The organism is Saccharothrix algeriensis (genome assembly GCF_016907655.1).
In the GTDB taxonomy this organism is placed as follows: Bacteria; Actinomycetota; Actinomycetes; order Mycobacteriales; family Pseudonocardiaceae; genus Actinosynnema; species Actinosynnema algeriense.
In genome coordinates, this window is the sequence record NZ_JAFBCL010000001.1 from 61,020 (window position 1) to 83,488 (window position 22,469).

Consider the following 22,469-nt stretch of genomic DNA (forward strand, 5'->3'; position numbering starts at 1 on the left):
CTGAACGCAGTACCCCTTCACCCCGCGACGCCGGGTCACCGCTTCGCGGCGCGTCGCCACCGGGAGCAGCGCCCTGAGCCGATCGCAGCCGGGCGCGCTGCGGCCGTTGCCGCGCCGCCGACGGCTCCGCACCGGATCGCGGGCAGGCCCACACCGGATCGCGGGCGAACCCGTGTCGGATCGCGGACAGGCGCGTGCCACCCGGTGACACGCGCCTGCCCGCGATCCGGCACTCCCCGCCCCGACCCTGGCCGCACATGACGCCGAGTGGAGGAACGATGGACTACGCCTTCCAGGCCGAGGGCCTGGTCAAGCGGTACGGGAGGACGACCGCGCTGGCCGGGGTCGACCTGGCCGCCCGCACCGGCACGGTGCTCGGGGTGCTGGGGCCCAACGGCGCGGGCAAGACGACCGCGGTGCGCATCCTGGCGACGCTGCTGCGCCCCGACGGCGGCCGGGCCACCGTGGGCGGGCTCGACGTGGTGGAGCACGCCGCGCGGGTGCGCCGGCTGATCGGGCTGACCGGGCAGTACGCGTCGGTGGACGAGGACCTCACCGGCACGCAGAACCTGGTGCTGATCGGGCAGCTGCTCGACCTGCGCACCGCCGAGGCCAAGGCGCGGGCGGCCGAGCTGCTGGCCGGGTTCGACCTGCTCGACGCGGCCGGGCGGCCCGCCAAGACCTACTCGGGCGGGATGCGGCGGCGGCTGGACCTGGCCGCGAGCCTGGTCGGCCGGCCGGACGTGATCTACCTCGACGAGCCGACCACCGGGCTGGACCCGGCCAAGCGGGACGACATCTGGAACGTGGTCCGCTCGCTGGTCGCCGACGGGGCGACCGTGCTGCTGACCACGCAGTACCTGGAGGAGGCCGACGCGCTGGCCGACGAGATCTCGGTGATCGACCACGGCCGGGTCATCGCGCACGGCACGCCCGCGGCGCTCAAGCGGGTCGTCGGCGGCCAGACGGTCCTGGTCCGGCCCGCCGACCCCGGTCGGCTGGCCGACGCCGCCGCCGTGCTGGCGGCGGTGTCCGGGCACCAGCCGGAGTCGCCGAGCCGGGGCGTGGTCACCGTGCCGGTCGCCGGCGACACCGCGTTCACCGAGGTGGTGAGGCGGTTGGACGCGCTGGGCATCGGGGTGGCCGAGCTGTCGCTGCGGCTGCCCAGCCTGGACGAGGTGTTCTTCGCCCTCACCGGGCAGCACACCGAGGAGGCGGCATGACGCTCACCGCGCACCGCACCGCGCCCGCGCGGGGCGCCGACCGGCCCTTCGCCCTGGTCCGGCACAGCCTCGTGCTGGCCGGGCGCAGCCTGGTCAAGACCGCGCGGACGCCCGAGCAGCTGCTGGACGTGACGCTCCAGCCGGCGATCTTCGTGGTGGTCTTCGTGTACCTGCTGGGCGGCGCGGTGGCCGGCTCGACGCACGGGTACCTGCAGCTGCTGCTGCCCGCGATCATGGTGCAGAGCACCGTGTTCGCCGGGGTGGCGACCGGCGTGAACCTCAACGCCGACATCGGCAAGGGGGTCTTCGACCGGTTCCGCAGCCTGCCGATCGGCCGGTCCGCCCCGCTGGTCGGCTCGGTGCTCGGCGACCTCGTCCGGTACGTGGCGGCGGTGGTGTCGCTGCTGCTGTTCGGCGCCCTGATGGGGTTCCGGGTGACCACCGGGCTGCTGCCCGCCCTGGCGGCCTGCCTGCTGGCGATCCTGTTCGCCTTCAGCCTGAGCTGGGCGTTCGTCCTGGTCGGGATGCTGGCCCGCACACCGGGCTCGGTGCAGGGCATCGGGTTCCTGGCGCTGTTCCCGCTGACCTTCGGCACGAGCATGATCGCCCCCGCCGAGACGCTGCCGGGGTGGCTGCGGTCGTGGGTGGAGGTCAACCCGGTGACGCACGTGATGACCGCGGCGCGCGGGCTGATGGTCGGCGGCCCGGTGGCCGGGTCGGCGCTGTGGGCGCTGCTGTGGTCGGCGGTGTTCGTCGCGGTCTTCGCGCCGCTGGCGGTCCGGGCCTACCGCCGGCGCGCCTGAGGGCCGCGGGGCGGTCGGCGCCCCGCGGCGCCCGGTCCGGCGCGGGCCAGGGGGTCGCGCCGGACCGGGCGTCACCGCGGCAGGGCCAGCGCGACCGCGTCCGCCCGGTCCAGGGCCACCCCCGAGGCGTAGGCCAGGTCGTAGGCCGCCGCCCCGATGTCGGCCCGCAGGCGCTCGGCCAGGCGCACGATCTCCGGGTGCAGGGCGTCGGGGGCGCCGCGGAGCTGTTCGGCGGCGCCGAGCAGCACCGCGGCGCCGGCCGAGTCGCCCCGCCGGGCGCGCGCCGCCGCCCCCGCGACCGCCACCAGGGCCGTGATCGGCATGTCCTTGGCCAGCGCGGCCTGCTCACCGGCCTGCCGCAGGAGGTCCTCGGCGGGCTCGCCGCGGTCGATCGCCAGGTGCGCCCGCGCGCACAGCATGACGGCCACGACCTGCGGCACGACGACCTGCTCGCCCTCCAGCGCGACGGCCGCCGTCTCATACTGCCGGGCCGCCTCCGCGAGGTCGCCCTCGTAGCGGGCCAGGTCGCCGAGCATGATCCGGGCGAACGCGACGCTGCGCACCGACCACGGCTGGGACACCCGCGCGGTGCGCACCAGCTCCCGGTACTCCGCCCGCGCCCGCGCCACGTCGCCCTGCCGCAGGCGGGCGTTGGCCAGCACGATGCGCTCGTGCGCGGCGTCGTCGTCCGGGTCGAGTTCGCGCAGCAGGGCGACCGACTCCTGCAGCGCCTCCACCGCCCGGTCCACGTCGCCGAACGCCAGGTGCGCGTCGGCCACCGCGGTCAGCGCCTGCGACAGGCCGAACCGGTCGCCCACCTCGCGCAGGCCCGCCCCGGCGACCAGCAGGTCGTCCCGCGCGCCCGCCATGTCGCCGACGTTCTCGCGCACCGCGCCGCGCACCATCCACAGCATCGCCCGCGCCCACGGGTCCGGGTGGTCCAGGCGGGCGTCCACGGCCCGCACCGCGCTGTCCGCCTCGTCCAGCAGCAACCCCACCACCGGCTCCAGCAGCACCAGGACCGGGTGGTCGGTCGGCGCCGTGGCGGCCAGGTCCCGCAGCCGGGCCACGTGCTCGCCGGTGTTGCGGAAGCCGCTGGAGATCGCGTCGTTGATCAGCAGGAACGCCGCCACCACGTGTCGCGCGGCGGCGGGCGAGTCCCCCGGCACGCCCAGCGCCAGCCGGAACCACCCGACCGACTCGACGCGGTTGCCGCGCACGGTCCAGAAGATGCTCATGGCCGCGGCGATGCGCACCGCCGTGTCCGCGTCGCCGCGGTCGGCCGCGAAGTGCAGCGCCGCCAGCACGTTGTCGCGCTCGGCGTCGAGCCGGGCGAGCCACGCCAGCTGCTCCTTGCCGCGCAGGTGGGGCTCGGCGGCCTCGGCCAGGTCGCGGTAGTGCTCGGCGTGCCGCTCGCGCGCGGCGCCGACGCGCCCGCTCTCGCCCAGCCGCTCCAGGCCGTACTCGCGGATGGTCTCCAGCATCCGGTAGCGCGGGCCGCCGGGACCTTCGACGACGTGCAGCAGCGACTTGTCCACCAGCGCGGTGAGCAGGTCGAACGCGTCCCCGCCGACCAGGCCCTCGGCCGCCTCCGGGTCGACGCCGCCCGCGAACACGGCCAGGCTCTCGGCGAAGTCGCGCTCGGCGGGGTCGAGCAGGTCCCAGCTCCAGGCCACCACGGCGCGCAGCGTCCGGTGGCGGGGCAGCGCGGTGCGGCTGCCCCCGGTGAGCAGGCGGAAGCGGTCGTCCAGGCGGGCGGCCAGCTGCTCGGGCGAGAGCGAGCGCAGCCGGGCGGCGGCCAGCTCGACGGCCAGCGGCAGCCCGTCCAGCCGGCGGCAGACCTCGGCCAGCACGGGCGCGTTGTCCTCGGTGACCCCGAAACCGGGCCGCACGGCCGCGGCCCGCTCGGCGAGCAGCCGCACGGCGGTGTCCTCGTCCAGCGGCGGCACCGGGACGATGGCCTCGCCGAGCACGCCCAGCGGCTCGCGGCTGGTGGCCAGCACGCGCAGCCCCGGGCACCGGCCCAGCAGCTCCTCGGCGAGCCGGGCGGCGGTGTCGACCACGTGCTCGCAGTTGTCCAGCACGACCAGCGGCTCACCGCGCGAGAGCGTCTCCACCAGGCGGCCGACGGTGTCCAGCGGCGCCTGCGGGTGGTCCACGGCGCGCTGCTCGCGCAGGCCCAGCGCGCCCAGCAGGGCCGTCGCCACGTCCGCCGGGTCGGTGACGGGCGCCAGCTCGACCAGCCACGCGCCGTGCCGCAGCCGGGCGGCGGCCGTCGTGGCGAGCCGGGTCTTGCCCGCGCCGCCCGGCCCGACCAGCGTGACCAGGCGGTGCCGGTCGAGCAGGCCGGCGACCCGGTCCAGGTCCTCCCGGCGGCCGACGAAGCTGGTCAGCGGCAGCCGCAGGTTGCCGGCGCGGGGCGGCTCGGGCGGCTCCGCGCGCAGGATGTGGCGGTGGGTCTCGCGCAGCTCCGGCCCGGGGTCCGCGCCCAGCTCGTCGGCCAGCCGGCGGCGGACCTCCTCGTAGGCGGCCAGCGCCTCGGCCGGGCGGCCCGCCGCGAACAGCGCCCGCAGCAGCAGCGCCTGCAGCCGCTCGCGCAGCGGGTGGCGGGCGGCGAGGTCGGTCAGCTCGGCGACCAGGTGCCGGCCCGACCCGCAGGCCAGCTCGGCCTCGGCGGCGTCCTCGACCGCGCCGAGGCGGGTCTCCGCCAGGCCCGCGACGTGGCCGACGGCGAACGGCAGGCCCGCCACGTCGGCCAGCGGGGCGCCGCGCCACAGCCGCAGGGCCTCCCGGGCCAGCCGGCGGGCGGCGGGCGCGTCGCCGGCGGCGAGGGACCGGCGCGCCTCGCGGGCGAGCCGGTCGAACAGGTGGGCGTCGACGGCGTCGGGCGGCAGGTCCAGGCGGTAGCCGCCGTGGGCGGAGCGCAGCGCGGCCGGGTCGGGCAGCGCGCGGCGCAGCCGGGACACCAGCGACCGCACCGCGCCCACCTCGTCGGCGGGCTTGTCCTCCGGCCACAGCGCGGCGGCCAGCTCCTCCACCGTGACCACGCGGCCCGCGCCCAGCGCGAGCCGGACCAGCAGCGCGCGCACCCGCGTCCCGCCGATCTCCACCGACGACCCGTCGGCCGTCACCGCCAGCGGCCCCAGCACCCCTACCCGCACCGGCCCAACTCTGCCACGCCCGCGCCGGCGGACCGGCGGCCGGCGGGCGGGCCGTGTATGCGGATTCCGGAATAATGAGCACCCGTCAGCAACGCGACAAGAGCGCCGGCGCACCCGCATAGCGCTTCGGGCGGGTTCACCCAGGGTGACCGGCGGCGGCAATGCCCGCTTTTCCGCGGCTCCGCCCACCCAGCCACGACAGGGGCGGTCGAGAACACCCGGTGGAATGACTGGGAGCGCTCCCGGCGCGGTCGGTAGCATTCGCTCCGACATGCGCAAAGGGTCCACGGCAAGGCAAAAGTGCCACACGGTGGCCGCAGTATTGCGGTCGACCGGGATGATCCGGCGATTTCCGCAGCAACGATGTAACCGGAAGGGCTAACGAAGCGTCATACAGCACGATATCCGCGCTGTGGGGGACCGATTCCACGCCGGCAGTACGAGTCGGGTCCCCATGCCCCCGATGCAAACCACCAGCCACCTGGAGTGCCGGATGAACAGCCGTGTGGTCGAACTCGAAACCGCCCTGTCCCGACCCGCCCCGGACCGGAGGGAGGCTCGGCACCTGGCGGTCGAGTTGGCCGACACGCTCGACGCCACCACCGCCCGGCGCCACCTGGACCGCCTGCTGCGCTGCGTGACCGCGCTGACCCGGATCGGTTCGGCGGACGCCGGCGAGGAACTGCTCGACGCGATGCTCGACCTGGTCGAGCCGGGCAGCGAGGAAGCCGCCAAGGTGCGCGACCAGCGGGCGCTGGTCGCCGTCGCGCGCGGCCGGTCCGACCTGGTCGGCCGGCACATCGCCACGCCCTGGGCGGGCGGGCCCGCCGGCTCCATGGCCGCGCGGGTCGTGCCCGAGGGCGGCAGGTGGTCCGCTGACAACGGTGTCGGCCTGACCGCCGCGATCGGGGTGGGCGTGGCCCGCGCCCGCGCCGAGCGGCTGCCCGCCGCCGTCGGCGACCGCGTCCCCGCCGCGCCCGACCTGCTCGCCGAGCCCGCCGACGACCCCGACGCCCTCGAACTCGACCTCGCCCGCAGCGCCGTCGCGCACGGCGCCGACCACCCGCGCACCCTGGCGCTGCTGATCGGCCTGCGCTCGGCGCGCTTCCAGCTCGCCCGCGACCAGGGCTGCGCCGACCGCGTCGGCGAGGCGCTGGCCGACCTGCGCGAAGCCACCGACCGCGTGGTCGCCGCCCTGGGCCCGCACCACCCGCAGTCCCTCGTCGCCCGCGCCAACCTGGCGTCGGCCGAGTTCGAGCACGCGCGCGTGCGGCGGTCGGCCGGCCAGGCGCAGCTGGTGCTGCCCAGCCTGCGCGGCGCGGCCGACCTCGCCGTGGCCAAGCTCGGGCCGGACCACCCGCACTCCCTGGTCGCCCAGTCCAACCTGGCCGCCGCCGAGCTGGAGGTGGCCCGCGCCGAGGGCGCGCACGCGCAGGCCCGGCGGGCGCTGGACACCGTGCGCACGGCCGCCGGGCGGGCCGGCGCGCTGCACGGCGCCGACCACCCCGCGACCCGGCTGCTGGCCCGCCAGCTGCGGGCCTGCGAGGTGCAGGCGGGCGAGGCCGGGACGCGGCGCGCGCTGGAGGACGTGCACGTGCCGGTGGAGGAGGCGGCCCGCCTGCTCGCCCGCACCCGGCCCGCGATCCCGCTGACCCGCAACGCCGTGCCCCGCCAGCACCCGGTCCGGGTGGCCCCGGCCGCGGGCCCCGCCCTGGCCACCGACCCGCAGTGGCCCGCCCACAGCCTGCTGGGCCGGCTGCGCGACCACACCCGCCAGGAGCTGCTCACCGTCGGCACGGTGGTGCGCTACGCCGCCGACCGGGAGCTGATCGAGCAGGACGCGCGCGACACGCACGCGTTCCTGCTGCTCGACGGCGTGGTGAAGGTGCAGGTCACCGACGAGGCGGGCGACACGGCGGTGCTGGCCATCCGGGTCGCAGGCGACCTGGTCGGCGAGATGGCGGCGCTGGACCACAAGCCGCGCTCGGCGACCGTGGTGACCTGCGGCGACGTCGTGGCGAAGCTGATCACCAGCGCGGAGCTGACGGCGTTCCTGCACCGGCGCAACGACATGTTCGTCGAGCTGATCAGCGTGGTCGACGACCAGCTGCGCTGGGCGAACAAGCGCCGCCGCGACTTCCTGTCGCACACCGCCGCCGAGCGCGTGGCGCGGGTGCTGGCCGAGCTGGTCGGCTCCTACGGCCGCCAGGAGCGCGGCGGGTGGACCCTCGGCATCCCGCTGACGAAGGTCGAGCTGGCGTCGATGGCCGGGATGAAGCCGCGCACGGCGGAGAAGGCGTTCAGCGACCTGCGCAAGGCGGGCGTGGTGGTCAGCCACTACCGGCGGGACGTGCTGGTGCCCGACCTGGAGCACCTGCGGAGGTTCGCGCGGCTGGACTGACCGCGGGCACGGCTCGGCGGGCCTGGTGGTGACGGGCCGGTGTCGACGGCGGTGGGTGCGCCTCCCGGCCCGGCCGGCACGGCTGCGCCGGGCCGGTCGCGGCCACGAGCGGGTGAACTTGACCGGCGCCACAGCGACGACCGGCCTGTTTGCGCTGGTAGAGCGCTTGTGAGCAGGTGGGCGAAAAAATTTTGACCGAGCGGGAACAGGAAACTTGAGCCTATCGTTGTCAAGGGTGAGCGGCGGGCGACGACCGCCGCAACCCTGACTGGAAGGTGTGGAAGGAGTCCTGTGACGATGTTGATGCGCACCGACCCGTTCCGCGAGTTGGACCGGCTCACGCAGCAGTTCTTCGGCGCCAACGGGACGACGGCCCGTCCCGCCACCATGCCGATGGACGCCTACCGGAGCGGCGAGGAGTTCGTCGTGCAGTTCGACCTGCCCGGCGTCCCCGCGGACTCCATCGACCTCGACGTGGAGCGCAACGTCCTGACCGTGCGCGCCGAGCGCAAGGCCGTCGGCGACCACGAGTACCAGGTCGCCGAGCGCCCCCGCGGGGTGTTCAGCAGGCAGCTGTTCCTCGGCGACGCGCTGGACACGGACAACATCGAGGCGACCTACGACGCGGGCGTGCTGACCCTGCGCATCCCGGTCGCCGAGCGCGCCAAGCCGCGCAAGATCTCCGTCAGCGCGGAGTCGCAGCCCAAGCAGATCGACGCCTGACCGACCGCCGGCCCCCGGCTCCCGCCCCTCCCGCCCGGCCCTCTCGGCGCCGGGCGGGGGAACGGGGCAGGGGGCCGGCGGCCACCCTCACCCGCCCGACCGGGCCCGCCTCACGGCGACGCGGGCTCGAACACCACGTCCACCCAGAAGTTCAGCCCGCCGGGCGCCGCCGTCGACGGCATCCCCGAGCCGGACCCGTGCACCCCCGCTCCCCCTTCCGGGGTCGTCAGCGGGGGCGAGTCCACCCGGTGCCCGGCGAAGTACCCGTCGCTCAGCGCCGGGTACCCGTGCACCGCGTAACTGCCGACGTACGCGCCCCCCGCGGCCACCGGCACCGGAGAGGCGAACGCCAGCGTCTGCCACCCCTCCGCGGTCCCGCCCGGGAACGGCCCGGTGGCCAACTGCGTCCCGTCCGACGCCCACAGGTACCCGGTGTGCGGGCCGGGGTTCATGGTGGTCCGGTAGAACCTCACCCCCGTGACCACGCCGTCGACCGTGGGCGTGAACCGCACGCCCACGTGGGAGAACGTCCTGAACGGCTCCCACCGCCGCGCCGGCAGCGCGGCGGCGCTGAACAGCGTGCACGGGCACGTCTGCGCCGCCGTCGTGGTGAACCCCCACGTGATCGGGGTCGGCATCGCGTTCGCCGTCTCGTCCGCGGCGCGCACGCTCACCGAGTGCCGGGTGTTGGCCGCCAGCCGCGCCTTCGGGGTCCACACCACCGTGTGCCCGTCCTCGGTCCGGCTCAGCGTCCCGTCCATCCGCGCCCCGCCGCCGTCGGTCACGGTGAACGCGGTGCCGGCCAGGTCGACCGGCTCGTCGAACGTCGCGGTGACCGGCCCGTCCAGGTCGACCTCCGTGGCGCCGTCCAGCGGGGTGTGGCTGCCGGCGACCGGTGGCGCGGTGTCCCCGCTGAACGTGTAGACCACGTCCACCCAGTAGTTGTTGCCCTGGTGGGTGTTCGTCGGGAACCCGCTGCCCTCCCGGTACACGCCGTTGGGCGCGTCCCAGCCGTTGTGCGGCGCGGTCAGCGGTGGCGACCGCACGTCCCGCGCCTGGAAGTAGCCGTGGTCCACGGCGAACCGGCCGCGCGGCGCGGTGTAGGAGGCGACGTACGACGTGCCGGCGCGGATGTCCACCGGGGTCGGGAAGATCAGCGTCTGCCACCCCGTCGCGGTCTCGCCGCCGAACGTGCCGGTGGCCAGCCGCGCGCCGGACGCGGACCACAGCGAGCCGGTGTGGGCGCCGGTGTTGCCCTCCCCCTTGTAGAACTTCACGCCGGCCACCTTGCCGTTGTAGGCGGCCTCGAACCGCACGCCCAACTCGTAGGGGCTGCCGTCGGCGGCGGAGGTGGTCGTCGGGACGGTGGCGCCGCTGAACAGCGAGCACGGGCAGTCCGCCGACGCCTGCGTGGTGATCGACCACGTCGTGGTGGACGTCGTGGTGTTGCCGTTGACGTCCGCCGCGAGCGCGTTCACCGCGTACCGGGTGTCCGCGGCCAGTGCGGCGCTGGGCGTCCACGTGACGGTCCTCTGGTCGTCGGACAGGGTGATGGCGCCGGTCAGCTTCACACCGCCCGGGTCGGTCAGCCACACCCGCGGCGACGCCGGGTCGATCGGCTCGCTGTAGGTCAGCGACACGGACGCGCCCACCGGCACGCCGGTCGCGTCGGGCGCGGGCGCCCGGGACTCGACGGTCGGCGGCGTGTGGTCGCCGTTCAGCCCGCTGCGGTAGACGACGTCGACCCAGTAGTTGTTCTTGTTGTGGCTGGTGCCGGGGAACCCACCGCCGTAGCGGAACACGCCGTTGCCGCCGTCGACGCCGTCGGCGAGCGCGTTGATGCCGCCGTAGGACGCCTGGTCCCGGAAGTAGTCGGGATCGACCGCGTAGCGGCCGTTGGGCGCGTTGTACGACACGACGTAGGTGGTGTTCGCCTGGACGCTGACCGGCGACAGGAACGTCAACGTCTGCCAGCCCGTGCTCGTCTCGTCGGCGAACGTGCCGGTGGCCAGCAGCAGCCCCGAGGACGACCAGAACGAGCCGGTGTGCGTGCCGGTGTTCCCGACGCCCTTGTAGAACCGGACGCCGAGCACCTCGCCCCGGCCGTCGAACCGGACCTTGGCGCCCACCTCCACGGCGGCGGTGTCGGCGGTGGCGGGCTCGGTCGGGGTGGTGAAGTCGTCCCACACCGTGCACGGGCACGTCGCCGGGCGCGGCGAACCCGTGGTGAACGCCCAGGTGTGCGCGGCGGCCTGGTTGCCGGCGGCGTCGCGCGCCCGCGTGGACGCCGTGTAGGACGTGCCGGCCGCCAGCGCCTCCGCCGGGGCGAACCGCGCCGCGGTGCCGTTCACCGACACCGCGCCGGCCACCGCGCCGGCGGGACCGGTCAGGGTGAACTCGACCGACGCCGGGTCGACCACCTCGTCGTAGGTGGCGCTCACCGCCTGGCCCGGCGGGACGCTGCCCGCACCCGCGCCGGGGAACAGGGCGGAGATCCCGGGCGCGCGCGTGTCGGCCCCGGCTTCCGGCGCCCACACCACGTCGACCCAGTAGTTGCTGCTGCGGGCGCTGGAGTCGGGGAAGCCGCCACCGGCCCGGAACACGCCGTTGGCGCCCTCGCCGGCGCCGGACTGGAGCGCCGTCAACGGCTCCAGGTGCCGGGCGGACGTGGCGAAGTACTCGACGTCGGCGGAGAAGTGCCCGGTGGGCGACAGGTAGGAGACGACGTGGACCTGGTTGGCGGCGACCGCGACGGGCGCGGCGAACAGCAGCGTCTGCCAGCCGCTCGCCGTCTCGTCGGTGAACGTCCCGGTGGCCAGCCGCGCGCCGGACTCGGACCACAGCGAGCCGGTGTGGGCGCCGGTGTTGCCCGGTCCCTTGTAGAACCGGACGCCGCGCACGAAACCGTCCGACGCCGCGCGCCACCGGACGCCCAGCTCCATCGCGGACGGGTCGGCGAGGTCGAGCGCGGCGGGGGTGTCGCCGTCGTTCCACAGGCCGCACGGGCACACCCGGGCCGCGACGGCGGGCGTGGCGGAGGCCGTGCCCAGCGCGCCGCCCGCGGCGTCCAGCGCGCGGACGCGGAGCTGCGCCTGCCCGGACGCGGTCGGCGTGTAGGTGTGGCTCCACGTCGACGCGCCCGCCGCCCACGTGGCCGCGCGCCACAGCGAGCCGCCGTCGGTGGACACCTCGACGGCGGCGACGCCGGCGGGTTCGGTCACGGAGCCGGAGAACGCGTAAGGCGTGCCGACGGTCGCGCCGGCGGGCACGTCGGTGAACCCGACGGCCGGGGCTGCTGCCGGGGGCGGTTCGGCGAGCGCGGGCGGCGGGCTCGCCACCGCCGGGGCGAGCAGGGCGGCGGCGAGGGCGACGACCGCGAGCAGCCGCGTCACCGCCGTGCCGGCGTGGGGTGGTCTGTGCCCGAGGGCACCGGATAAGGACATGGACCTCTGCCTCTCCCCCGGAGCCGCACGGCCCCGGTTCACGGCGGGGATCGGCGCGGCGGCGCGGGCCGTTACCGGGCGGGCCGCCGGGCCACCGCCCCCGCCCGGCGGCGCATCGGTTGCGGCACAACCGTTCCGCCGACCCGCGCAGCCGGCGCGCGCCGGCTGCGCGGCACGCGCGTTGCGGCTTTCGGTCCAACCCGGACCGGAAAGGGCGGCACGGCGGGCGGTGGGCCGCTGGTCGGGCGGTCGCGCCCGCGGACGGCGGTCTGCGCCGAAGTGCGGTCGGTCGCGGCGGTCCGGGTTCCCGGCACGAGGAACGGTCGGGTTCCCGCCGCAGGAGCAGCCAAGTCCCCGCCACGCACGGGAGGGCGGCCGACCCTCCACTGCGCGGCGCCGCCGGACCCCCATCACGGGAGAGGCCGGGTCCCGCCGCGGGGAGCACCCCCGGCCCGTCCGCAGGAGCGGCCGGGTGCCGGTCACGCGGAGCGGCCGGGTTTGCCAAGCTGGACCGGTGACGATCACCTCCGCGCTGGCCGCCCTCACCGCGGGCGACCCCCGGCGGGCCCGGGACCTCGCGTCCGCCGCCGGCACGCCGCTGGGCCGCGCGCTGGCCGCCTACCTGGCCGGGGACGCGGACGGGACGGTCTACGACCGGCCCGCCGCGTTCCGGGCGTTCATCGGCGGCGGCGGCAACACCGGCCTGTACGCGGCCGTGGGCGCGGCGCTGGCCGACCTCGCCGGGCGGCTGCGGCCCGCGTCCCTGCTCGACGTCGGCTGCGGTGACGGCCGAGCGCTGCTCCCTGGGCTCGCCGGCCACCGGCCCGACCGGCTCACCCTGGTGGAGCCGTCGGCGGCGCTGCTGGAGGCGGCGGTGCGGGGCGTCCCGGGCGGGATCGCGCTGGACGCCCGCAGGACGCGCGTCGAGCCGTTCGCCGGGACCTGCGGCCGGTTCGACCTGGCCCAGTCGACGTTCGCCCTGCACACCCTGCCGCACGAGGTGCGCGACGGCGTGCTGGCCGCGCTCGCGCCGAAGGTGGGCGCGCTGGCGGTGGTGGAGTTCGACGTGCCCGACCTGCCCCCGCGGGACCGCCTGCGCTTCCTCGCCGAGACCTACGAGCGCGGCCTGGCCGAGTACGGCGCGGACCGGGACCTCGTCGCGCAGGGCTTCCTCATGCCCGTGCTGACCGGCCAGCTGCTGCCCGGGGCGGTGCGCTCGACGTGGGAGCAGCCCGCGGCCCGGTGGGCGGAGCAGGTCCGGCGCGCGGGTTTCACCGACGTCCGCGTGCGCCCGCTGCACGATTACTGGTCGTCGCCGGCTTTCCTGCTCACCGCTTCCGGGGCCGCCCGGCCTTCGGGATTCCGAGCCTGATCCCCCGGTGACCGCGCCACCGGCGCGCACCACCCACGGGGTGCCCCGATCACGGGGACGTCCCGCTGTCGGCCCCTTGCCGGCGCACGGGCGCGCACCGTGCGTCGCCGACAAATCCGATCGTTCGCCGAATCGTGTCGGCCATTGCCACCAACCGGAGTAATTGCGCCGTCAGGGCTCAGCGCTACCCATTCGGGCGACTGTACACGGTCAAATAGCCGATGCTAGCGTAATCCCCGGCCACGACCGAGGGGGAATAACTTCCTCCCGAATTCACCGCCGCCCATTCAGCCCGTGAATCCCGTGCTCGATTGTTCCGGCTGTGCGCGCACCCACGAGGAGAGCATTCACCCATGACCACCGTCGTACCCGGCGTCCTGCGCACCGAATACCAGAAGTCCGTGGCGGCGTACTGGAACGCCGAGCGCGACCCGGTCAACATCCGCCTCGGCGAGGTCGACAACCTCTACCACCACCACTACGGGCTGGGCGCGTACGACGAGTCCGTGCTGACCGGCCCGGAGGACACGCGCGACGCGCGCGTGATCGCCGAGCTGCACCGGCTGGAGACCGCGCAGGCCGACTTCCTGCTGGACCGGTTCGCCGGCGTCGGCGCGGAGGACCGCCTGCTCGACGGCGGTTCGGGGCGCGGCGGCACGAGCATCATGGCCAACCGGCGCTACGGCTGCCGGGTGGACGGCGTGTCCATCTCCGAGAAGCAGGTGGAGTTCGCGAACGACCAGGCCCGGCAGTGGGGCGCGGCGGACCGGGTGCGGTTCCACTTCCGGAACATGCTCGACACCGGTTTCGAGACGGGCGCCTTCCGCGGCGTGTGGACCAACGAGACCACGATGTACGTGGACCTGTTCGACTTGTTCAGCGAATTCTCCCGGCTGTTGCAGCACGGCGGGCGGTACGTGTGCATCACCGGCTGCTACAACGACGTGACGGGCGGGCGCTCGAAGGCGGTCAGCCAGATCGACGAGCGCTACACGTGCAGCGTGCACCCGCGCAGCGAATACTTCAAGGCGCTCACCGCGAACAACCTGGTGCCGATCGAGGTGGTGGACCTGACGCCGGAGACCATTCCGTACTGGGAGTTGCGGGAGCGCTCGTCGGTGGCGACCGGGGTGGAGTCCTCTTTCCTGACCGCGTACCGCGAGGGCAGCTTCCACTACCTGCTCATCGTGGCCGACCGCGTACACGGCCGCGTCTGAGCCCACCCGGCGCCTCCCGCCGCACGCGACCCGGCCCGGGCCCTCCACCGGTCGCCGACGCCGACCGCGACCTGCCGACCGGTGATCACCGCGCGCTGATCACCGGTCGCCGGCGCCCCACCGCGGGCGCCACCCCGGTCCGACGGCTTCAGCACGGCGGCTCCGGCCCGGCGGCTCCGGCTCACCGACCCCGGCCCGACGACCCCGGCTCAACGGCTCCGGCCCGATGACCCCCGCCGACCCGGACGGCCGGCCACGGATCACCGAGGGCGCGGATCACCGAGGGCGCGGCCGACCTCACCACCGCCGACCTCACCACCGCCGCCCCCACTGGCTCGCCGCGAGCCCCCCGGCGCCGCGCTCAGCGGTCCGCCCCCGTGGCGACGGCGCCCGGGGTGACCCGGTCGGACAGCAGGCGGCCGGGCCACTCCCCCACCCGGAACGCGTCGCCCGGCGTGAACCCGTTGCGCCGGTAGTACTCCACCAGCCGGCCGTCGCCGCCCGCGTAGCAGTCCACCCGCACCAGGCCGACGCCCAGTTCGCGCGCCTGCGCGCGGGCGTGGTCGAGCAGCGCGCTGCCGACCCCGCGACCAGTGAACGCGCGCGAGGTCACCAGCAGCCGCACGTACAGCTCGGGCTCGTCGGCGGCGGGCACGCCCTCCGGCGCGGTCGGCGAGTGCGTCAGCGCGCCCGCCGGCCGCCCGTCGACCTCCGCGATCCACACCGCGTCCTCGCGGACGCGGTCCGCGATCCGGCCGGCCCGCCGGGGGTCGGCCGACCACGGCTCGCTGCCCCACTGCCCGGTGCGCCCGGAGGCGGCCAGCCACGCCACCGCGCCGTCCAGCATCGCCATGATCGCCGACAGGTCGTCCGGTCCGCCTCGACGGATCTCCACCCGCGCCCCCTTCCCACACCAGGTCCACGGCCACTGTACGTCCCGACACGACAGGACCCGATTAGTCCACTGTGGACGGGAGGCGGCCCCGCGAACCGGGCGGCGCCCGACCGCGGCGCGACCGCCCCCTTCGGCCCGACGACCGGAGAACTCGCCGGCTCCGGGCGCACCTCCACCGCGGCCCCCGGGGCTTCAGCCCTCCGGGTTGCCGCGCGGGCGGAGGCGGCCGGTGGGCAGGGGCGGGGCGGGGAGGCGGCGGCCGGGGTAGCCGTCGACGTGGCCGAAGCGCTCGGAGGCGGACTGCCACTCCTCGCGGAAGCGGACCACCTCGTCGTGGTCGCGGGCCACGAAGTTCCACCACATCACGATCCGCTCGCCGAACGGCTCGCCGCCCAGCAGCACCACCCTGGCCGGGACGTCGCCGGGGTTGGCCAGGCGCAGCGCGTCGTTGCCCGCGCCGAGGAAGCCGAGGTCGCCGCGGTCCAGGCGGGCGCCGGCGAAGTCGACCGCGCCGAGGTCCACCAGCACCCCGTGCTCGAACGCCGGGTTCGCGGCCAGGACCAGCCGGGCGCCCGGCTCCACCACGAGTTCCGCGCCCAGCAGCGGGGAGAACGTCGTCACGGGCGAGACCCGGCCGGCCAGCTCGCCCAGGAAGACCCGCGCGGTGGCGCCGTCGAGGGCCAGCGGGGGCGGCACGTGGTGCTGGAAGTCGCGCGGCGCGTCGCGGTGGGCGTCGGGCAGCGCGATCCACAGCTGCACGCCGTGCAGCACGGTGGTGCCCGGCAGCGAGACCTCCGAGTGGCAGATGCCGTGGCCGCCGGTCATCAGGTTCAGCTCGCCCGGCCGGACGGTGGCGTGCACGCCGAGGCTGTCGCGGTGCTCGATCTCGCCGGTGAACAGCCAGCTCGCCGTCTGCAGGCCGGTGTGCGGGTGCGGCGCGACGTCCATGCCGCCGGTCACCGACACGTCGTCGGGCCCGTAGTGGTCGGCGAAGCACCACGCGCCGATCATCGACCGGTCCCGCTGCGGCAGCGTGCGGCGCACCGTCATCGCCCGCGGGCCGCCCAGCGGCACGGCGCGCGGGCGCAGGACCTCGACCCGCGACCGCTCGCCCGCCGCGCCGGTGCACACCAGCTCGGCGGGGTCGGCCTCCACGTTGCTCATCGGGTCGGCTCCGATCGGCTCGTCACCCGGCCATCGTAAGCACCGCGCGCACCGCCGCGGCCGGGCGGAGCAGGCTGCGCCGGTTCACCCGGCGGTCGCGGACACGCGCCGCCCGCATTCCGGAGGATTTCACGGAGCCCGGTCGTCCAGCCCGTTCCCGGTCATCGGGAAAGCGACACGGCCCGATAACCGGTATTTCACCGAACACCACTTCCAGTGACCGGTCGGGCCGGTTCCCACCGGTCGGCGGGGGCAGCGAAAAGGCCGGCGGAAAGGTCGACACCGGGCAACTCGGTCGACAGCGCCGGCCACGAACGATTTCCGAAAGGCGCGGGAAGCGCGGGGCGGTCGACCACGTCGACCGGCCGAACCGGTCCGGGCGGCGCCGCACGGGCGCCCGGAGGTGTCAGTCCACCGCCGTCCAAGGCGTGAAGGCGCCGTCGCGGCCGTCCCCGGTCGCCGCGTGCAACCGGCCGTCGGGCCCGACGTACAGCGCCACCGGCCGGCCCCGGTCGTCCACGACCGCCGCCGGGTAGTCCAGCGGCGCGCCGCCGATGCCCGCCCACGAGCCCGTCGCGTCGGTGGTCACGCCGCCGTCGCCGGACCGTCCCACGACCGTCAGCCGGCCCCCGGCCCACACCGCCGCCAGGCCGCCGGGGCCACCCGGTCCGGGACCCCGGACCGGGGTCGACCAAGATCCACTCGACCGGGTGACCCGCGCGACCTCACCGGTGTCCGCGACCGGCACGACGACGGTCGTCCCGCCCGGCGCGGGCACCGCGACCGGCGGTCCGGCGGGCGGCACCGGCGGGAACGCGCCGTCCCACCCGCCCGACGCCCAGTGCACCACCGCCTTCGTCGTGCTCGCGAACACCTCCGGCGCGCCGTCCGGCCCCGGCGCCGCGCTCAGGCCGTCCTGCACGTCCTGCCCGCCCAGCCGGTCCCACCGCCCCCAGCGCCCGTCCCCGTCCTGCTCCGCCCGGCTGACGCCACCGGTGGCGTCGCGCACGAACACCGCGAGCCGCCCGTCACCGTGGGCGGCCACCGCCGGGGTCCCCACCCGCGCCGCGCCCGGGTCGGGGCTGCCCAGCGACACCCACCCCCGGTCGTCGCGGCAGGTGATCTCACGGGTGTCCAGCCGGCGGCCGCACACCGTCAGCCCGCCCCGGCCGACGCCCACCGCCAGCCCCGCGGCCAGCGGCCCGTCGACCCGGTCGGGCGCCGCGCCCTCCCAGCGGTCCCCGGTCCGCCGCCACCGCAGGACCTGCGCGCCCTGCACGGCGAACGCGTGCAGCCGGCCGTCCGGGCCGCGCGCCGCCCACGACGTGCCGCGGTCCCACCGGTAGTACATGCGGCGCGGCCAGCGGTCGTAGGAGGCCGGGCCGACGGCCAGCCGGTCGTGGCGCTGGTAGGCGGCGAAGTGGCCGATCTTGTCGTCCTGCTGGGCGGGCGCCAGGTTCGCCGGGGCGGTCTCGGTGTTGTAGTCGCGGTAGCCGACCTGGGTCAGCCGCGGCCGGCCCGGCCCGCGGCGGTGGATCCGCCCCGCGGCCTCGGCGAACCGGGCGCTCATCACGTGGTCGGGGTGGTCGTGCCACGGCCGCCAGAACGGGTAGGCCGGGTCCGGGTCGGCGTCCTGGGTGCGCAGCACGGTCGGCCGGAACTCCGCCATCAGCCCGACCAGCACCCTGATCAGGCCGTTGCCGGTGTACCGGGAGGGGGTGGCGACCACGCCGCCGGTCGGCAGCAGGGTCCGCACCGAGTGCCAGCCGCGCCGGTCCTCCCACAGCCGGCGCAGCGCGCCCCGGCCGCCGTCGGCCCTCGGGTCGGCGTCCTCGGGCAGGTTCAGGAACACCAGCGCCACCTGCGGGCGGGCCCGCAGCGCGTACCGCTCGGCCGCGCGCCCGTCGGCCAGCGGCATGGCCGCGCCGTCCCACTCGTCCGGGACACCCGCCATCCGCGCGTAGGCCGCGCGGGCGCCGGCCTGGCGGGCCGCCGAGTAGCCGTTCGCGTCCGGTTCCTCGGCTTCACCGGCGGTGAGGAACACCGTCATCAGCCGATGCCCCGATCGGATGGCGTCACGCACGTCCGGGTTCATGAACAACAGGTCGTCGTCATGGTGAGCGACGATCTGGAGGTATGCGACCTCGTCGACCGCCGCGGGCGGTGCGGTAGGGTCCCCGCAGGCCACGAGCACCGCCAGGAACAATCCCACGAGCAGTGCGAAAGGTCTTGTACGTGCCATTGCCCGAGTGCCCCCATCGCATTCCACCCCTGCTGCGGCGGACAGGCTACCGACAGGAAGGCGGCAGCGCGGAACCGGTGATCAGGATGACGCCGAGCAACGGGAGAGGCTCGCGCGGCGTCGTTAACCAGGTGGGGACCGCACAGCGGTGACGGATCGGCACGACAGTGTCTTGAGGGGTTTCGAGGGGACTTGTGCGCATCTCGGTGGTGGTGCCGTGCTTCAACGAGGAAGCCGGGCTGGAAGAACTCTACGCGGCGCTGACCCGCACGCTGCCCGCCCTGGGCGACGACTTCGAGGTCCTGCTCGTCGACGACGGCAGCAGTGACGGGACGCTGGCCGTGCTGCGGGCCCTCGCCGAGCGCGACCGGCGGTTCAAGTACCTGGCGCTGAGCCGCAACTTCGGCAAGGAGGCCGCCATGCTGGCCGGCCTCGGCCACGCCACCGGCGACCTCGTGGCCATCATGGACGCCGACCTCCAGCACCCGCCCGAGCTGCTGGAGCGGATGATCGGCCTGGTCGGCGCGGGCTACGACCAGGTGATCGCCCGGCGGTCCCGGCGCGGCGAGGCCCCGCTGCGCCGGATCGTCTCGACGCTGTACTACCGGCTGATCAACAAGGTGGTCGACGTCGAGCTGCAGAACGGCGTCGGCGACTTCCGGGTGCTCAGCAGGCGCGCGGTGCAGGCGCTGCTGTCGCTGGGCGAGTACAACCGGTTCTCCAAGGGCCTGTTCTCCTGGATCGGCTTCGACACCGCGGTCATCGACTACGACAACGTGGCCCGGCACAACGGCACCAGCAGCTGGACCTTCCGCAAGCTGCTCAACTACGGCATCGACGGCGTCGTGTCGTTCAACTCCAAGCCGTTGCGCGTGGCCATCTACCTGGGCGCGCTGGTGACCGCCGTCGCCTTCGGCTACGCGACCTGGGTGCTGGTCCACGCCGCGCGGCACGGCGTGGACGTGCCCGGCTACGTCACCGTCATGTGCGGCATCCTCGTGCTCGGCGGCCTGCAACTGCTGTTCCTCGGGGTCATCGGCGAGTACGTCGGCCGCATCTACTCCGAGGCCAAGCGCCGGCCGCACTTCCTGGTCAAGGAGTCGGGCGGCGCCGGGCACACCCCGGTGACGCTGCCGCTGGGCCGCGGGGTCGCCGAGCACGCGGCCGAGATCATGGGAGAGGTCGTGGCCGGGCCGTTCACCGAGCGGGCCCCGCGGTGACCGCCCGGCTGGGCCGCATCGTCCGGTTCGGTCTGGTCGGCGTGCTCAACACGGCCGTGTACTACCTGCTGTACCTGCTGCTGGGCGCGGTGGTCCCGTACCTGGTGGCGCACGTGGCCGCGTTCGCGCTGGCGATGGTCGGCTCGTACTTCCTCAACTGCTCCTTCACGTTCCGCACGAAGCCCTCGCTGCGGACGTTCCTGCTGTTCCCGCTGTCCAACGCGACGAACTTCGCGGTGACCACCGCGGGTCTGTACGCGCTGGTCGCGTGGCTGGGGGTTGACGAGGGGATCGCGCCGCTGCTCGCCTCGGCGGTGGCGATCCCGTTCACGTTCATCATCGCGCAGGTCGTGCTGCTGGGGCGCCAGCGGCCGACAGCGCCACTGCTCAAGGAAGAGGAACGGACGTCGTGAGGACGCTCGTCCACCGGCCGTCGCGCGGACCGCTGGTCGCGCTCGGCGTGTGCGCCGCCGTGGTGCTCATCGCGCAGATCCCGTTCCTGCGCAACCGGTTGTTCTACGTGTGGGACGACAGCGCGGTGCAGTTCCTGCCCACCTGGCACCACCTGGGCGACCGGGTGCTGGCGGGCCACTGGCCGCCGCTGCTGGACGTCGACAGCTGGATGGGCGGCAACCTCGCCGCCGAGGCGCTGTTCGGCATCTGGAACCCGGTGAACCTCGCGAACTACGTGCTGGTCGCGCAGTTCGACGACCTCGCGGTGGCCGCCGTGGTGGTCAAGACCGAGTTCCTGACCCTGCTGGCCCTGGGCGCGTACCTGCTGTGCCGGGAGTACGGCGCGGGGCGCGGGCCCTCGGCGGTCATCGCGATCGCGCTGCCGTTCAGCGGGTTCACCCTGTACTACGACGCGGCGACCTGGGCGGCCGGGCTGATGGCGTTCACCTGGCTGCCGTTCACCTGGTGGGCGGCCCGGCGGGCGGCGCGCGGGACGGGCAACCCGCTGTGGGCGTTCCTGTTCGGCGCGCTCGCGGTGACCACCGGCAACCCGTACGGGCTGCTGGGCGTGTGCGTGGTGATGGCCGCGCTGCTGGTCGAGTCCTGGCTCCGGCGCGACCGGGGCGCGGTGGTGCGGCTGCTGGTCGTCGGCGGGCTGGTCGCGCTGCTGGTGCCGCTGGTGTACCTGCCGCTGCTGGGCAGCTCCGCGGTGACGACGCGGGCCGGCCAGGGCTTCGCCAGCGACGGGACGCTCATGCCGCGGCTGTCGGAGCTGCTGAACCTGAGCACCATCAGCCACCAGCCGATCATCAAGGGCTTCGGCAACAGCGTGCGCATGTTGACGCCCAGCGTGTACTTCGCCTGGTTCGTCGTGCCGCTGCTGCCGTGGCTGCGCTGGAGCCGGCTCCGGGAGCGGTGGCGCCCGCTGGCCGGCGCGTTCGTGGTGGCGGCGGGCTACCTGCTGCTGGCCGTGGGCCCGTCGAACGTGTGGATGTTCCGGTTCCCGCTGCGCCACCTGGAGGTCGTGTACCTGGCGCTGGGCGTGCTGTTCGCGGTGCTGCTCACCGGCGGCCCGCGCACCGACCACGCGAAGCGCCGGGCGCTGCTCACCGGCGGGGCGCTGCTGCTGACGGCGTACCTGGCGTTCGCGGCGGGCCCGTGGCAGTGGCGGCACCACCTGGTCGCGCTGGCGCTGATGGCGGTCGGGGTGGCGGCGGCGCTGTGGGCCGCGCGCAAGGCCCGGCCCGCCGGCGCGTACGGCGTGCTGGTCGCCGGGGTCGCGGTGGGGCTGTTCGCGCAGACCGCGTGGTTCCCGTTCAACGGCGACGTCGCCGTGCACCACTACCCGCGGTCGATCACCGAGCTGCGCGCGCAGACACCACCGCACCGGGGCACCACGTTCCCGGTCGGCACGGTGCTGCCGGGCAACGTCGGGCTGATCGCGGGGCTGTCGTCGGTCGGCTCGTACACCGGCATGTCCTTCCGCGACTTCGCCTCGGCGGTGTGCATGGTCTACCACGGCGCCACCTGCGCGGGCAGCCTGGAGAAGGTCTTCGCGCCGACCGACGTGGAGGGCCGGCCGCTGGTCGACCTGATGCGGGTGGAGAGCGTCATCGTGGAGAACGCCGTGCGGCCCGACGTGCAGCCGCCGCCCGGCTGGCGGGTGTCGGCCACGACGCCCCGGGAGACGGTGATCAGCCGCGAGCAGCCGCTGCCGTGGCCGGGCGGGCGGCTCGGGCACGCCACGGCCGGCGTGCGGGTGGAGCAGGACGTGGCGCCGGACGACCGCGACGAGTCGGTGCGCTTCGACAAGCCGCGCGGGCAGGCGGGCTCGCTGGTGTTCGCCCGGCTGGCCTGGCCGGGCTACCGCGCCGAACTCGACGGCCGGCCGCTGACCACGCGGCAGGGGCCGGCGGGGCTGCTGGTGGTGGACCTGCCCGCCGACGCGACCGGCGGGCAGGTGGTCCTGCGGTGGACGCCGCCGGGGCTGGCGGCGGGCAGCGCGCTGGCCGTGCTGGGCCTGGTGGCGGCCGTCGCGTACGCGGTGTTCACGCGGCGGCGGGCGCGGCGCGACCCGCCGGTGGTGCTGGAGAGCCGTTCGGAGCGCGCGGAGCTGTCCTCGACGGGCTCGTGAGCACCGCGGTCGACGGGT

14 protein-coding genes are annotated in these 22,469 nt (G+C 75.5%); 9 read left to right on the plus strand and 5 right to left on the minus strand.

Annotated features, from left to right (window positions below; translation table 11 throughout):
• Window positions 1-278: 278 nt before the first annotated feature.
• A complete protein-coding gene (locus JOE68_RS00270) occupies window positions 279-1,223 on the plus strand; it encodes an ATP-binding cassette domain-containing protein (protein WP_204840325.1) in 945 nt (314 codons plus the stop codon).
• Window positions 1,220-2,026, plus strand: coding sequence for an ABC transporter permease (locus tag JOE68_RS00275; protein ID WP_204840326.1), 807 nt, complete (start codon window positions 1,220-1,222; stop codon window positions 2,024-2,026). The genes JOE68_RS00270 and JOE68_RS00275 overlap by 4 nt, the downstream gene beginning before the upstream one ends.
• A gap of 71 nt (window positions 2,027-2,097) precedes the next feature.
• On the opposite strand, the gene JOE68_RS00280 is transcribed toward JOE68_RS00275, so the two are convergent.
• Window positions 2,098-5,187, minus strand: a complete 3,090-nt coding sequence (locus JOE68_RS00280; RefSeq protein ID WP_204840327.1) for an AfsR/SARP family transcriptional regulator — start codon at window positions 5,185-5,187, stop codon at window positions 2,098-2,100.
• 493 nt (window positions 5,188-5,680) lie between these two features.
• Between JOE68_RS00280 and JOE68_RS30675 the strand changes: the two genes are divergently transcribed.
• Both JOE68_RS30675 and JOE68_RS00290 read left to right on the plus strand, forming a co-directional pair.
• The gene (locus JOE68_RS30675) at window positions 5,681-7,588 is read left to right on the plus strand and encodes a cyclic nucleotide-binding domain-containing protein (protein ID WP_239562071.1); all 1,908 of its coding nucleotides are present in this window, start codon (window positions 5,681-5,683) and stop codon (window positions 7,586-7,588) included.
• Window positions 7,589-7,885: 297 nt separating this feature from the next.
• Window positions 7,886-8,311 (plus strand): Hsp20/alpha crystallin family protein, encoded by a 426-nt coding sequence (locus JOE68_RS00290; protein ID WP_204840328.1) that lies wholly within the window; start codon window positions 7,886-7,888, stop codon window positions 8,309-8,311.
• 110 nt (window positions 8,312-8,421) lie between these two features.
• Here the strand turns inward: JOE68_RS00290 and JOE68_RS00295 are convergent, their stop codons facing one another.
• Window positions 8,422-11,754: a DUF4082 domain-containing protein gene (locus JOE68_RS00295; protein ID WP_204840329.1), complete on the minus strand. Its 3,333-nt coding sequence runs from the start codon at window positions 11,752-11,754 to the stop codon at window positions 8,422-8,424.
• A 514-nt stretch (window positions 11,755-12,268) separates the two neighbouring features.
• Here JOE68_RS00295 and JOE68_RS30680 point away from each other — a divergent pair.
• Together JOE68_RS30680 and JOE68_RS00305 are read left to right on the plus strand one after the other, a co-directional pair.
• Entirely contained in the window at window positions 12,269-13,126 is an 858-nt protein-coding gene (locus tag JOE68_RS30680; RefSeq protein ID WP_307819391.1) for a class I SAM-dependent methyltransferase, read from the plus strand.
• Between the two features lie 353 nt (window positions 13,127-13,479).
• Window positions 13,480-14,343 carry a geranyl diphosphate 2-C-methyltransferase gene (locus JOE68_RS00305; protein WP_204840331.1) on the plus strand — a complete coding sequence of 288 codons (864 nt, stop codon included), beginning with the start codon at window positions 13,480-13,482 and terminating at the stop codon, window positions 14,341-14,343.
• Between the two features lie 361 nt (window positions 14,344-14,704).
• Here the strand turns inward: JOE68_RS00305 and JOE68_RS00310 are convergent, their stop codons facing one another.
• The 3 genes from JOE68_RS00310 to JOE68_RS00320 all read right to left on the minus strand — a co-directional run bounded on the left by JOE68_RS00310 (window position 14,705) and on the right by JOE68_RS00320 (window position 18,614).
• Window positions 14,705-15,238 (minus strand): GNAT family N-acetyltransferase, encoded by a 534-nt coding sequence (locus JOE68_RS00310; RefSeq protein ID WP_307819392.1) that lies wholly within the window; start codon window positions 15,236-15,238, stop codon window positions 14,705-14,707.
• A gap of 192 nt (window positions 15,239-15,430) precedes the next feature.
• Window positions 15,431-16,402, minus strand: a complete 972-nt coding sequence (locus JOE68_RS00315) for a pirin family protein (RefSeq protein ID WP_204840332.1) — start codon at window positions 16,400-16,402, stop codon at window positions 15,431-15,433.
• A gap of 406 nt (window positions 16,403-16,808) precedes the next feature.
• Complete coding sequence (locus JOE68_RS00320) at window positions 16,809-18,614, minus strand: PIG-L family deacetylase (RefSeq protein ID WP_204840333.1); 1,806 nt, start codon at window positions 18,612-18,614, stop codon at window positions 16,809-16,811.
• A 224-nt stretch (window positions 18,615-18,838) separates the two neighbouring features.
• Here JOE68_RS00320 and JOE68_RS00325 point away from each other — a divergent pair, with 224 nt between their 5' ends.
• Genes JOE68_RS00325 through JOE68_RS00335 form a run of 3 tightly spaced genes read left to right on the plus strand, consistent with a single transcriptional unit; the run spans window position 18,839 to window position 22,451 of the window.
• Window positions 18,839-19,864 (plus strand): glycosyltransferase family 2 protein, encoded by a 1,026-nt coding sequence (locus tag JOE68_RS00325; RefSeq protein WP_204840334.1) that lies wholly within the window; start codon window positions 18,839-18,841, stop codon window positions 19,862-19,864.
• Window positions 19,861-20,277: a GtrA family protein gene (locus JOE68_RS00330; RefSeq protein WP_204840335.1), complete on the plus strand. Its 417-nt coding sequence runs from the start codon at window positions 19,861-19,863 to the stop codon at window positions 20,275-20,277. The genes JOE68_RS00325 and JOE68_RS00330 overlap by 4 nt, the downstream gene beginning before the upstream one ends.
• Window positions 20,274-22,451 (plus strand): putative glycosyltransferase family protein, encoded by a 2,178-nt coding sequence (locus JOE68_RS00335; RefSeq protein WP_204840336.1) that lies wholly within the window; start codon window positions 20,274-20,276, stop codon window positions 22,449-22,451. The genes JOE68_RS00330 and JOE68_RS00335 overlap by 4 nt, the downstream gene beginning before the upstream one ends.
• Window positions 22,452-22,469 lie beyond the last annotated feature (18 nt).

What these genes read in the sequence shown, in the direction of transcription:
- JOE68_RS00275 (WP_204840326.1), top strand. Translation starts at nt 1,220, where the DNA reads ATGACGCTCACCGCGCACCGCACCGCGCCCGCGCGGGGCGCCGACCGG.
- JOE68_RS00270 (WP_204840325.1), top strand. Translation starts at nt 279, where the DNA reads ATGGACTACGCCTTCCAGGCCGAGGGCCTGGTCAAGCGGTACGGGAGG.
- JOE68_RS00290 (WP_204840328.1), top strand. Translation starts at nt 7,886, where the DNA reads ATGTTGATGCGCACCGACCCGTTCCGCGAGTTGGACCGGCTCACGCAG.
- JOE68_RS30675 (WP_239562071.1), top strand. Translation starts at nt 5,681, where the DNA reads ATGAACAGCCGTGTGGTCGAACTCGAAACCGCCCTGTCCCGACCCGCC.
- JOE68_RS00315 (WP_204840332.1), bottom strand. Translation starts at nt 16,402, where the DNA reads ATGAGCAACGTGGAGGCCGACCCCGCCGAGCTGGTGTGCACCGGCGCG.
- JOE68_RS00295 (WP_204840329.1), bottom strand. Translation starts at nt 11,754, where the DNA reads ATGTCCTTATCCGGTGCCCTCGGGCACAGACCACCCCACGCCGGCACG.
- JOE68_RS00305 (WP_204840331.1), top strand. Translation starts at nt 13,480, where the DNA reads ATGACCACCGTCGTACCCGGCGTCCTGCGCACCGAATACCAGAAGTCC.